The following is a 12,075-nucleotide window of genomic DNA, read 5'->3' as shown; positions in this document are numbered from 1 at the left end:
GGCCCAGGCAGATAACTTTTGTAATCACCTTGATGGTGTAGATTTATCTTATTGAAATACATTTAACGTAACAAGTTAACACGTTATGTTACATTCAAATCGATTTTTTTAAGGAATGAGCAATATAGTCAATGTGAAAGTAACTCAATTACACTTGAGTTACATTCACAATAGTAACATAATCTAAATATATTAAACCCCACATCGTTAGATATGAGGTTAGCTGAGACAGAATATCTGAAAAGTATGAATTAAACTTTACTACCTTTCTTAATATTATAAAATTGATATATATAATCAATTAGAAATGCTAACACTAAAGGAATAATTGTACTTGTTAAAGAATAACTTATTCCTTTACCCATAATTGTATAAATCTTTAAGAAGTATATATTAAGACCATATCCTATAACCTGAACAGTAAAAAAAACAATAATAAAAATACTCCATGGAAATCTAAATTTATATTTCATACTTTACTCCTCCTTCAATCTATTTTATTAAACATATATTCAATCATAACATAATCTCCTAAATTATGTTAATTTACAATTCTTTTTAAATGGCTAATAGTCTCAATCTGAACTCTAAAAAAAGTAACCCCAGTTCATAGATATGGGATTACTTTTGCGGATATATTGAAAAAATTTGCCTTAACTTTATATTTCATCCTCTTCAATAACAATCATAACAGAATATTGGGTTGAAGAAATAATACTGCCACCATTTGAACTATATTGAATGTCATTAATTTTCACTTTATTATTTTTGATAAAATCATTTACTTCTGTAACTAAACAGAATTTATTGGCATTATTAAATATCCTTATTTGTTTCAAAATTGCCATCACCTTTCTATTTTATCAAACTTTAATTTGCCAGTAGGTAAGAACACATCTTCTTTTTTTGTTACTTTTATGACACGCATGATTCCACTTATTAAACCAACCACATATCCTATAAAAAGTCCCGCGCAAACTCCAATTAGGAGAATCATTTGAGGAGATATATCTACTAATGAAGGAGTATTTTTGCTAAGAAAATATCCACTTAGCAACCCTAATAGAATTACCGTACCCAATATTAATGAACGCTTAAAAACAGATTTAAGCATAATATCACTTATTTTATTACCCATAATTATAATAACCTCCACTAAATTTAAAAGTCTTGCATCCATTGCATTAACAAATACGTCAATTACTTCTTTGAAAGAGAGCTTCCTTTTCTCCAAAACATATAAAAACTCATCTTCATAACGTTCTCGCCACCTTTTAGGATATAAATGAATAACCCATTTCATATCAAGCCTAACCTCTTAAACCCTAAATTGGTAACAGTCTCCATTTCACTCAATTTTTCTTGTAGATATTCTCTACCTTTAGGAGTAATTTGATAAGGTTTCTTCCTGTCTTTTGAGGGAACACTCTCAATGAACTTTAGTTTTTCAATACGACTAATAGCACCATATAATGTACCGGGTCCAATTTTAATATCGTATGAATTCTCGATATCTTCCATAATTGCATACCCGTGTTTGTTACTCTCAGCTAAACTAATTAAAATAAATAATGTAGGTTCTGAAAATCGTTCAATTGAACTCATAATTTTTTGTTCATCTCCTTTAATTTATTACGTTTAGTGGTATATCGTATAACGTAATAATAGACTACAAAACCCTATTTGTCAATATTAATATTTGATAACTATATTATTATCTTTATTTTTAAATTTACTTAAATGCTGCAAATTATAGAATATTTACAAAAATTAAAGAATGTGGAATAGCCTCAATGTGAATGTAACTCAATTGTATTGTGTTACGTTCAGAATATTAATAGCTTGCTTATTAGATATAAAAAAACAAAAGAAATCACCTATAAATTAATATAGATGATTTTTATGCTATTCATTGCTACCCTATTTTTAAGAAAATGGCGAACAGATATAATTGAACAGCTTAGACGTCCAAAGTAAAAATATCATCAACGTGTTTATCAAATTTTTTTGCAAGCTTCATTGAAAGTTCGAGTGTAGGGTCATATTTGTTGTTTTCTATTGCATTAATCGTTTGCCTTGTTACACCCACTAAATTAGCAAGGTCTTCTTGCCTTATACCTTTTAATTTTCGTAATTCTTTTATATTATTTTTCATGTTAAAACCCAATCTTAAAATAATAAAGAAGGCAACCCGCTAAAATAATGAGTAAAGCAATTATAATTAATTTTATCAAACTATTCTTACTTTCCTTATCATCAGCCTTAATCGTATAAATATATTTTGAAATCAATGCAATTGTAACTTGGGAAGTAAACAGTACCATAGGTAAAGTATTTCCCAATCCATAAATGTAGTTTTTAATTCCCCATCCAAAAAGAAATATACCAGTTAAAAACCACGATACCCGTATAGACTTTAGTGTAAACTCTTTCTCCATTTCATCCATTTTAATCATATAAATAGCCTCCATAATGTCAAATAGTTTTTACATTCTCATTGTAATGGAAATTAAAGTGAATGTCAAATACTTTTTACATTTAGCTATGAAATAAATATGATTTTATATAAAAACAATAGGTAATCTACACCTGTATTTTAAATAAAAAAAGAGAAATGCCGTGAAACCAGACTTTCACGACATTCTGTTGCATGCATCATTTTTTTATAGCATAAAGTACTTTAACAGGTGGGAATATCTGAAACTGATGTTTATCAATATGTTCGATATCAAAGCCTTGGTTTGACAGAATACTTACATAGTACTCGATGTGTGCAATATCTAGAATAGCGAGCTTACAACTTTTTTTTGCAACCCTTGCTATTTCAAGTAAAGCTTTTTTCCTTTCCTCATTATTTTGTAAATTATGAATTGCAAGACTTGAAACAATAATATCAAAATATCCATCTTGAAATGGCATTTTCCTCATGTCTGAATTTATCACTTTAATTTTTGATTCAGTCCCTTCAATTTTTGCATTCCACATGACCGCATCATAACTATTTCCTGATTGATCGTTCGCATTCCATATATCAATACCGTAAGCTTTTCCAGTATTAAGCTGTGATGCAACTCCATTAAGCAGCAGTCCTCTTCCACAACCTACATCTAGTGTCATTTCATTGCCCTTAATTGAAAGCCTTTGTATTATTTTCGATCTCATTTTATACTTGCCAACTTTGCTACTATAGACCATATATAACCCTATTAGTAAAAATACAATACCTAAATTTATCATCCAACTTGCATAATAGAATTTAGAAGATAGTGTAATTCCTAAAATTAAAGATAGTATACCAACAGAAATATATCCTATTACTACTGTCGGAGCATCCAAACCATATTTACCATTTTTCATAATAATTCCTCCGTATCGTATAAAATATTCTACAACACCATGTTTTTTCATGTTCTTTCCTATATTTCTCTTTAGTTTTTCAACCTAAAATGATCTTTAATTAAAAATCTTATCATTTTAGTTCTTAATATATTTAATAAGTTATTAATCTTATTCCAACATATATAAGAAGTAACATTAGTAGTTTCATAGACAGCTTATTAATTTTGTTTGATGATTTTATACCTACCCATTCTAATGGACCTACAAGAATTCCTATACCACAAATAATAAGTGCTGCTCCTATAAATGGTGGGAATAATGGTGAACCAAATATTGATATGCCTGATATACAGAGCCATATGCCCATACATAGAAATCCCATTGTTTCTCCAATAGAGTTACCACAATATATATTAAAAGATTTAAAAATTATTTCAATTGTTTTTTTCGTTATTGAATCAGTATCTTTATTTACATATTGAATCGATAAGCTATCTGCTAAAAATAACCATCTCATAAATCCCAAAACATAAAAAATTCCTGAAGCCATACCAAATGTTGCTCCAACAATTAAATAGGGTGTATCATTTCTACCTAAAACTTTAAAAAATATTGCAGACATTGGAATTATCATTAATCCACCCAACGCATTACAACCCCAGAAAAATTTCAATTTTGTGCCTCCATCATGATATTTATGTAAAATAACATTAGTAGATGACCTCAATATTTGAGGATAATCAAAAAGCTTAGTAATACCTACTTGACCTATACTAAAAGTTAAAGCTACTAAAATAATAAAAACTCCTGAAATCTTATAAAACATAATTGTATCCATGATAAAACCTCCTATGAATTAAGCTACAAGCAGTGTTTAGTTACTAAACACTGTGGCAAAAAAATTATTTTGAATCTTTTGTTTCTAAAAAAGCATCTAATATATTTAAAATATCTAAAAAGATTTCAATATTTTCGTTAGATAAATAATTCAAGTGTTTTGCTATCTCGTTGTAAAGTTCTTTATGATATTCTTCATGTCCTAAATATACAAGGGTTCCATTTTCAGTCAGTTCTAAAGAAACCTCATTTTCATTATTTGATACCAGTTTTTTATTTACCATATTTTTTTTTATGAGTTTGTCTACCATTTGGGAAACAGCACCTTTAGTAATTCCTAAATATTGAGCCAATTCGGTAACATTGATTTTATTATTTTTTCCTATAGCGTCAATTGTATGAACTTCGGATCTATATAATAGGTCTTTTGTTTCATAATACCGAGGTTTCTTTTCCCATGCATTATATTTATTCATAACTTTTTCAAAATTATGTATCATAATTTCAGTAGTTGATTTTTCAGTCATTATATTATCTCCTCACCTGTTTAGTAACTAAACACTATGTTAGATTATATTATAATAGATAAATTATGTCAATATATAAAATTGCTATTATTTTAAAATTGGGATAAAAAACACATTATATATATTAGGAGCAAAACACTTGAACCCGATTTAATGATTACAGTTCATTAATTTCTAAAAGCACTTCCAACAATTTTGCCACTTTTGATATCTACTAATTTTCGGACATTCCCGATAGTAGACTCATTTTTTGATTTAAAGGTAATTAGATATACTTCTTTACCATCAAGACTTTTATCATCGAGTGTAAATGTATTAGAATCTTTTTTAGCTATACTTTTTTCTATCTTCCCATCATTCCAAGTACCAACCATTTCATTTTGTTCTGATTTTGAGAGTTGGGTCCATACACTTTCCCGGATATCCTTTTGCTGAATAGTTGAACCATTTTTGTTCTGACAGCCAATCATCGTGGTAAAAACTAATAACATTAATATTAAAGATATAATCCTCATAGTTTTTTTCATAACAGATCATACTCCTCTAATATGTATTTTATATAATAAGACATACATAAATGTTTGTTAAAAAGTTTCAACTAATATAATTTATTTAAATAATCAATAAAATTACAGTGTTACATACAATATAATGAAAATTATATTGTATGCCTTTCTTTAGTTTTAGAAAATAATAACTTCAAAATTCAAGAGATAAATTTTGAAATTAGAGTATATTTACAATGCCTTATTTATTGGCAAATGGATGTGCTATGTACTATATCATACTGATAATGCATTCAAATTGTTACATTAATTGAGTTTGAGTATTTTACTTTATATTAATATATTTTCTTCTTCAATTAAGTCTTCATTTTATTAATTTCTAACTGTAGCTTAAATTCAGACTCCTTGAGTATTCTAATTTATTTTAGGGTCGCACCCTTATCCTAATTGCATTTATAAATATATATTAACAGTTAATAGCTCCCTTCATATAATATTGATGTATATAAAAACTATTAAAGAGGTGTAATTATTGGAAACATATTTGAAACAACCTATGCCAGACATGCCTCAAATGAGGGGTATGTCTTGCATGTATCAGATGATGGATATGCAGAGCATGTATAAAATGATGCAGGGAATGTATCTGATGATGAATATGCAAAGCATGTATCAAATAATGAGTATGCAAAACATGTACCCAATGATGGATATGAAAGGTAATATGTATGGAATGCCACAAATGCTGGAAATGCAAAGCATGAATCCAATGAGGTGTATGCGAAATGACGTCAATGTGGAAAATGATGATAGTGTGCGATTACCTATTCCAATGTTAGTTAGATTGGAACAGCTTTCACCTAATCAAATTCAAATTAGCTACGACATGGATGTCGACGTAAGATTAGGAATGAAATCAACTAATTACTGGATTAAGGATACAATGAATGTTATTCCTGAAGGTATAGCTACGCTTGGTATGAATGATAGTGTGAATGCTGGAAATTCGCTTACTAATAGTAATGTTAAAATAGATTCAAAAAATGGTTCAGCTAGAACATTTATATTAACTTTCAATCAAGTTATTCCTAGAGGAGCAGAGTATATGCTAATAATTTGTTACGTAACAGTTAAAGGGGCACCTCCTTACAGTGGAGATAATGGGATGGCTACATTTACCGGTAGATAGACGGAAGTGTATCTAAAAAAAGGTGTTCTTCATGAACATCTTTTTATTAACGTCATTATAAAATTAAATTAAATTTACATAAATTTTTATTTAACTATACTTAGTAACAATATAAAATTGTTCATCCGACTGTACCCCAGCAAAAATTACATCTTTTATATTATTGATATTTCTTGCTTTTAATTGCGACATTACCCACTTCTCATCTTTTTGAATTAAAGATAAGTGTGAGGATATTATGTTTCCATCTAGAACAATATCTACCATCATTCCAGTTTTAGGTTTTTTAATATTCATATCTCCAACGGTTACTATGGTTTGTTCTGATTTTTTCAAAACACTGAGTTTACCATCTGGCTCTAATACCGCTATTTCTACGTCAGTAATAAAAAAAACATCTTTATTCCTTAGTTGCATCAATAAATCTCCCATATTATATCTAGCTTTCTTCATATTCTTATAAATAACTTTTCCTTTATCAATAATTAATAATGGCTCACTATCTATTAATAGTCTTAATTTAATATTCTTAAGGGTTATTTCTGAAATTAATATCGTAAGGAGACTCCATATTGCAATAGAAATTATGATGTCAATAATTTCAACATTTTTATTTACAGCCGCCTCTCCTACAATAGAACCTATTGTTATACCAACAATATAATCAAAATAGGTTAATTGAGATATTTGTTTTCTTCCCATAGCTCTGGTAAAAAAAAGCAGAACAAAATACGTAACAATTGATCTAAATATTATAATTAAATGTTCATTCAAGTTAACACTTCCTAACTTATTACTACCTATATTATTAACAAATTTAATTAAAATATAGCATAATATAATAAATCATAAGTACTTCAGGTGTTTTTTACTACTATCTAAGCTTTTGTCATAGGTTATCATTTGATTTTAGGATGAAAATTCTAAATTACATAAACACGGCATCGTTCAATAGTTCGTTTCACGTCATTTATTATGTACCTATAACTAGCCTATACCTTCATTCATTCCTTTTTAATATACAGTGAGGCTCTATTTTACTGCATAAAAGGTGTCTAATTGAGAATATACACCCCCTTTATACATTATTTATATCTAATGTTACAAAGATATATTTTGATTTGCACATAAGATTTAGAACTATTATAATTTGGTAAATGATACAAATATAAACAACTATAAATCAGCTACCTTATTTCGTAGAAGTTCTAATATAGCAAAGGGGTGTAAGCTTTGAATATAACATTTAAGAAAACTGTATTTGCAATTATATTAATTGCCATGTTTGGTCCTGTTATAATGACAATAATAACAAATGCACCACAATTAATAAGAATTTTAGCCAAGTAACAGTAGTTACTCTGTCACTACTGTTACAAATCTTCGTTTTTGGAATTTAAATATAACCATTAGAAATCTAAACTAATGAAAATCTAAGTTTACTTTCTAATAACGGAGTTAGTGAATTTTCTTCCGGTTTGCTTATTATAAGATGTGTAGATTTCCAGGGTTCTCCTGAACCTACTACATATGTTTCTCCGAAAAATCGAATAAAATCTTGGAAACATTTATTTTCAAAATCATAAATAGATAAACCACTTATCGGTATTCCATATATGCCATTATTATTTATACATTCCCATAATAAATATTTTTGTATATTACTTATTAGTTCATTTTCTAAGTTTTTAGTTTCTTTATTAATTATATAGGCACGGACATTATTAGATGAATTTGAATTTATATGTAGATCTGATTGTTGACTTTTAAATAGCATTTTAAAAATGGGATCTATTCTATTTAAATTAACAAGTTCTTCAACAAATTTTATAGTTTGTGGTCGTAAATCTTTAACTTGAATTTCAGTAACTATAGAATTATCATCAACAATAGCGCGTTGGTAACTGAAAATTCTATTAACATTACAAATGAATGGTAGTGAAGATAAATTTTCCAATTTAATTGTTTCTGGTAAACTTATGTTAATAGGATATCCTTCTATATTCATAAAATACAATATATAAACAATAACCTCTAAGTAGCAATTAGCTGAAATAATATCAGAAACCTCAGATAAATCTTCTGTTTTTAAAAAAGGAATTCGAGAGGCCTTACATGTACTCTCTACTTCTTTAATGTTTTTCGTAGGTAGTTCTTTTATTGGAATTTCAGTTAGCATTATTAACGTCTCCTTTTCTATTTAAAAATTTTATAAGATGTTTTTTCATATATTATAAATAAATACACTATTAGGAAAACTTTTGGTAATTAGTTCTCTGCTTAATGCATAAGGTAAATATAATTCTAGATGTCTCATACGAATAAACAAAACATAATGTTCAAACATTGGTACTTTATGTCACTATTCTATACGATTACGTAGTTAAAAAAGTTATTTAACAAGCCTTTTTTCTGTGTTTAAGAATAAAGTCCGCAATTGATTCATCTCGTATATTTAGCAAACATAAAAAAAATATATTTACATAATTATACTATTAATAATATAGATTTCATATAAAAATTGTTTAGATCCAACAATTGAAGCATTCAACTCTTTAATATAATGGGGATAGAAAAAAGTAAAATGCGCCTTGTCTATTTGACAAAGCGCATTTCATAATTATCCATAATGTGGCTCATATTTACATGTATGTCGACTGTACCTCACATTTACTATTGGTTTATTTATGAGTTGTTCCTGTGGACGTCTTTGAATTCATAGCTTTTCTAACATCATCCACCATAGATTTCACATTCATATTACCTTCTTCATTAAATTTATCATCATATTTACCTAATAAATTACTTTCCAGCTTGTCAAAGTCATACTTTCTTTGCTCGTAGTCATTAAAACTACCGCCAGCATTTCTCATGCCTTTAGGTGCTTTGTACTTACAGTTAATTGCATTAATTACCCATCCCACTATGTTCCCAACATCTATTTTTCTTGGTAGATCATATTTTTCTTTAATAATTTCTAAGTTACCTTTGGCAGCAATTAACACAGATTTTGCTTGATCTATGGTTATATCTTCTTTGAATATGCTTTTAACGGTCTTTATATCCTCCGTAGAGCACTTATTTGCTTCGTAGGTGGATTTACTTACCTTAGTGGCACAAATCTCTTCTATTGCTATATTATTAGCTTTATTAGCCTTTATGTTAAATTTAATACTTGTAACTTTTCGACCTGTCTTGATTTCTTCATAATCAAATACTATATCAGTTTTTGTATTTATCTCATTTAGAGCAACATTTATTACCTTTTGCTTTAAGTTTGAGTACTTTGGATACTGCTTTTTTTCAATATCTAATCCAACTCTTAAATTATCAAGGGTAATTGATCTATTACCTATCCCCTCATACTGCTTTAATAACTCATATAATCTAAAAGAATAAGTACTTTTAAATTGCATTATATTTTTTAATTGATATTTTGTATACCAATTTAATTTCAAGTAAAAATCCTTCATGTCTTCATCAATTTTCAGTGTTAATATACCCTTTCGTAATTTTGCTGTTTTTATTAAATGAAATTTATCAAACTCCTGGGTATCGTCATTTTTCATTTTTATAAACCTTGCCATTAATTTATCTGTGACACTGTCTAATTCCCTATAAATATTTCTTTTATGAATGTTTAAGGTCTTACTTAGATCAGTCGCTGCGAATTGATATTCTTTTAAATCAACATCGTCTTTTGTTATCATACTTGCAAGCAATCTAATCAATTTTTGTTCCAATACTGTAAATGAATATGATGCTTCAATTAATTTATTACTTTGATATACCCAATTATTATTTGCTTTTGTTAAATCTGTTATCATTTACCAATCATCCCCAAACAAATAAACTATAACATTTCAATAATTGAGTTGTCAACAACTTTTGATAAATCGAGTTGCATATTCGTAAATAGGTTGCCTTTACTCGTAAATAAGTTGCCTTTCAAAATGCATTTGTTCGTAAATAAGTTGCCTTTGTTCGTAAATAGGTTGCCTTTCGCATGTTCAATCGTAGTCATATCAACGGTTTAAAGGGTGCGTAAAAGTATTAAAACTTTGTTGTTTATTTAAAACTAATTAAAACAACAATAGTAGTTATAAAATTATTATTTAAATTATCAACTGTAGTTGTAAGTTTTTGTAAAGAACTTATTTTTAATAAAAGACAGTTTTCTTTAACCATAAATATGTTTATATAGAATTAAGTTATTCGTAAATGAGTTGCCTTTCATATATATTTAAATTAATGTTTTCAGGTAAAGTAGTACTGCCAGTTAGAACAGATGAGACCATTAAGAGTAAAATGTGCGGTATTCCTAAATATAACATAAATAGCCAACAATTCTTATATATCTTGTTTATTCGTAAATAGGTTGCACTTAGAATTAGAAATGAAATTAAGATAAATTTTACATTTAAAAACATAACTAATATAAAATAAGTTATAGTTATAATTATAATTAAAGAGTTTTTATCTTGAATTATAAAGTGCAACTATAGTGAAACTATGGTTGCTATGATAGGAGCGAAAACATATGGGGAAGCCTAAGAAGTTAGAATTAACAATAGACAAGCTTATAGAAATAGCGATAGATATAAATAAAAATACTATTGCAAATAGAAATAGATCTAAGGATGATAAAATCCCAACAGATAAACTTATAAGAGGGTTTGGAATAAATAGAAAAAATTTTTCAGTTACTATACAAGATACTAATATAAAATATAATAAATCAACTTTTCTTTATGATATACCTAGTGAATTTAGTACGAATGGTAAAAGTGATACTATAGTTGTGAATAGTGAAACCAAGATGAATACAGTAAATAAGCCAAACAACGATAGTGAAACTTTAGCGTCACTTAATAATGCGAATGATCTTTATAAACATGAGAGGGATAGTAACTCAAATTTGAAAAATGAAATTTTGGATGTACAAAGTGAATTTCAAAAAAAAACAGTTAACAAACCAAACAACGAGAGTGAGATTATAGTTTCACCACAAAGTGAAACTATTGTGTCATTAAGTAAAACAGACTTAGCGAGTTTTGATAAGAGAATTAAATCTATTGAAGAAATGAAATATGAATTTGAGGAAATGAGTAATTGGTATAGGAAGCAAAGAAAGAAAGAAAATATAATTGATATTGAAATCCCTGAAATAAAGATTGATAAAAAATGGTTAAAGGAAGATCCAATTACACGAGGATTCAAGGTATATCCAAGTGTTGTAGCCAAGTTTAAAGAATTCAGTAAGGAAAATAGTCAGTATACAATGCAGGACCTAATGGCCATGGCCATGATTGAATACATTGATAAATATAGAAAATGATCTTATGATATATACATGAAAAATGACTATATATTAAAAAACTTGAAATTATAGGTAATCCATAGTAAAATTAAAACATATAAAATTACAAAAAACAAAATAAAAATACAATTATTTACAAACGGAAAGTAATCAGGGTTTATATATATCCAAAAAATGAAACAACTCTTGAATATCAAAAGTTTGGTCGACTTCATTCAAGAGTTTCATAAATCCTGATAACTTCCCGAATAGGAAAGTTATATCTTTAAATATTTAATTTATATACTTAGTTTAATATATTTATTGACAATAGTCAAGATATGTATAAGTTAAATAAAGTCAGCACCAAAGGTGATG

15 protein-coding genes are annotated in these 12,075 nt (G+C 27.6%); 2 read left to right on the top strand and 13 right to left on the bottom strand.

What is annotated here, in order from left to right; translation table 11 throughout:
- Positions 1-251 precede the first annotated feature (251 nt).
- The 10 genes from LL038_RS24755 to LL038_RS24710 all read right to left on the bottom strand — a co-directional run bounded on the left by LL038_RS24755 (position 252) and on the right by LL038_RS24710 (position 5,230).
- Positions 252-473: a hypothetical protein gene (locus tag LL038_RS24755; protein ID WP_216126754.1), complete on the bottom strand. Its 222-nt coding sequence runs from the start codon at positions 471-473 to the stop codon at positions 252-254.
- A gap of 186 nt (positions 474-659) precedes the next feature.
- Positions 660-839 (bottom strand): hypothetical protein, encoded by a 180-nt coding sequence (locus tag LL038_RS24750; protein ID WP_216126753.1) that lies wholly within the window; start codon positions 837-839, stop codon positions 660-662.
- A gap of 8 nt (positions 840-847) precedes the next feature.
- Positions 848-1,303: a hypothetical protein gene (locus LL038_RS24745; RefSeq protein ID WP_216126752.1), complete on the bottom strand. Its 456-nt coding sequence runs from the start codon at positions 1,301-1,303 to the stop codon at positions 848-850.
- Positions 1,300-1,605: a PadR family transcriptional regulator gene (locus LL038_RS24740; RefSeq protein WP_216126750.1), complete on the bottom strand. Its 306-nt coding sequence runs from the start codon at positions 1,603-1,605 to the stop codon at positions 1,300-1,302. The genes LL038_RS24745 and LL038_RS24740 overlap by 4 nt, the downstream gene beginning before the upstream one ends.
- A 355-nt stretch (positions 1,606-1,960) precedes the next feature.
- Positions 1,961-2,155, bottom strand: a complete 195-nt coding sequence (locus LL038_RS24735) for a helix-turn-helix transcriptional regulator (RefSeq protein ID WP_216126757.1) — start codon at positions 2,153-2,155, stop codon at positions 1,961-1,963.
- 1 nt (position 2,156) lies between these two features.
- Positions 2,157-2,456: a hypothetical protein gene (locus LL038_RS24730; protein ID WP_216126747.1), complete on the bottom strand. Its 300-nt coding sequence runs from the start codon at positions 2,454-2,456 to the stop codon at positions 2,157-2,159.
- Positions 2,457-2,655: 199 nt separating this feature from the next.
- Positions 2,656-3,357 (bottom strand): class I SAM-dependent methyltransferase, encoded by a 702-nt coding sequence (locus tag LL038_RS24725; RefSeq protein ID WP_216126745.1) that lies wholly within the window; start codon positions 3,355-3,357, stop codon positions 2,656-2,658.
- Positions 3,358-3,490: 133 nt separating this feature from the next.
- Entirely contained in the window at positions 3,491-4,177 is a 687-nt protein-coding gene (locus tag LL038_RS24720) for a DUF4386 family protein (RefSeq protein WP_216126743.1), read from the bottom strand.
- A gap of 64 nt (positions 4,178-4,241) precedes the next feature.
- Complete coding sequence (locus LL038_RS24715; RefSeq protein WP_216126741.1) at positions 4,242-4,703, bottom strand: MarR family winged helix-turn-helix transcriptional regulator; 462 nt, start codon at positions 4,701-4,703, stop codon at positions 4,242-4,244.
- Positions 4,704-4,870: 167 nt separating this feature from the next.
- A complete protein-coding gene (locus LL038_RS24710; protein ID WP_216126739.1) occupies positions 4,871-5,230 on the bottom strand; it encodes a hypothetical protein in 360 nt (119 codons plus the stop codon).
- A gap of 511 nt (positions 5,231-5,741) precedes the next feature.
- Here LL038_RS24710 and LL038_RS24705 point away from each other — a divergent pair.
- Entirely contained in the window at positions 5,742-6,398 is a 657-nt protein-coding gene (locus tag LL038_RS24705) for a DUF4175 domain-containing protein (RefSeq protein WP_253200350.1), read from the top strand.
- A 90-nt stretch (positions 6,399-6,488) separates the two neighbouring features.
- Here LL038_RS24705 and LL038_RS24700 read toward each other — a convergent pair whose 3' ends face one another.
- The 3 genes from LL038_RS24700 to LL038_RS24690 all read right to left on the bottom strand — a co-directional run bounded on the left by LL038_RS24700 (position 6,489) and on the right by LL038_RS24690 (position 10,225).
- A complete protein-coding gene (locus LL038_RS24700) occupies positions 6,489-7,172 on the bottom strand; it encodes a DUF421 domain-containing protein (RefSeq protein WP_216126738.1) in 684 nt (227 codons plus the stop codon).
- A 643-nt stretch (positions 7,173-7,815) separates the two neighbouring features.
- Entirely contained in the window at positions 7,816-8,577 is a 762-nt protein-coding gene (locus tag LL038_RS24695) for a hypothetical protein (protein WP_216126737.1), read from the bottom strand.
- 502 nt (positions 8,578-9,079) lie between these two features.
- Positions 9,080-10,225 (bottom strand): replication initiation protein, encoded by a 1,146-nt coding sequence (locus tag LL038_RS24690; RefSeq protein WP_216126735.1) that lies wholly within the window; start codon positions 10,223-10,225, stop codon positions 9,080-9,082.
- Positions 10,226-10,938: 713 nt separating this feature from the next.
- Here LL038_RS24690 and LL038_RS24685 point away from each other — a divergent pair.
- Positions 10,939-11,736 carry a hypothetical protein gene (locus tag LL038_RS24685; protein WP_216126733.1) on the top strand — a complete coding sequence of 266 codons (798 nt, stop codon included), beginning with the start codon at positions 10,939-10,941 and terminating at the stop codon, positions 11,734-11,736.
- Positions 11,737-12,075: the final 339 nt, after the last annotated feature.

Origin of the sequence: Clostridium estertheticum, from assembly GCF_026650985.1 — a bacterium.
Classification (GTDB): Bacteria; Bacillota; Clostridia; order Clostridiales; family Clostridiaceae; genus Clostridium_AD; species Clostridium_AD estertheticum_C.
The sequence above is the reverse complement of the archived record's forward strand: the minus strand, read 5'-3'. Positions and strand labels throughout refer to the sequence as shown.

Coding starts and splice junctions, on each gene's coding strand:
- LL038_RS24720 (WP_216126743.1), bottom strand. CDS start 4,177: ATGGATACAATTATGTTTTATAAGATTTCAGGAGTTTTTATTATTTTA.
- LL038_RS24685 (WP_216126733.1), top strand. CDS start 10,939: ATGGGGAAGCCTAAGAAGTTAGAATTAACAATAGACAAGCTTATAGAA.
- LL038_RS24740 (WP_216126750.1), bottom strand. CDS start 1,605: ATGAGTTCAATTGAACGATTTTCAGAACCTACATTATTTATTTTAATT.
- LL038_RS24725 (WP_216126745.1), bottom strand. CDS start 3,357: ATGAAAAATGGTAAATATGGTTTGGATGCTCCGACAGTAGTAATAGGA.
- LL038_RS24695 (WP_216126737.1), bottom strand. CDS start 8,577: ATGCTAACTGAAATTCCAATAAAAGAACTACCTACGAAAAACATTAAA.
- LL038_RS24735 (WP_216126757.1), bottom strand. CDS start 2,155: ATGAAAAATAATATAAAAGAATTACGAAAATTAAAAGGTATAAGGCAA.
- LL038_RS24745 (WP_216126752.1), bottom strand. CDS start 1,303: ATGAAATGGGTTATTCATTTATATCCTAAAAGGTGGCGAGAACGTTAT.
- LL038_RS24710 (WP_216126739.1), bottom strand. CDS start 5,230: ATGAAAAAAACTATGAGGATTATATCTTTAATATTAATGTTATTAGTT.
- LL038_RS24690 (WP_216126735.1), bottom strand. CDS start 10,225: ATGATAACAGATTTAACAAAAGCAAATAATAATTGGGTATATCAAAGT.
- LL038_RS24715 (WP_216126741.1), bottom strand. CDS start 4,703: ATGACTGAAAAATCAACTACTGAAATTATGATACATAATTTTGAAAAA.
- LL038_RS24730 (WP_216126747.1), bottom strand. CDS start 2,456: ATGATTAAAATGGATGAAATGGAGAAAGAGTTTACACTAAAGTCTATA.
- LL038_RS24755 (WP_216126754.1), bottom strand. CDS start 473: ATGAAATATAAATTTAGATTTCCATGGAGTATTTTTATTATTGTTTTT.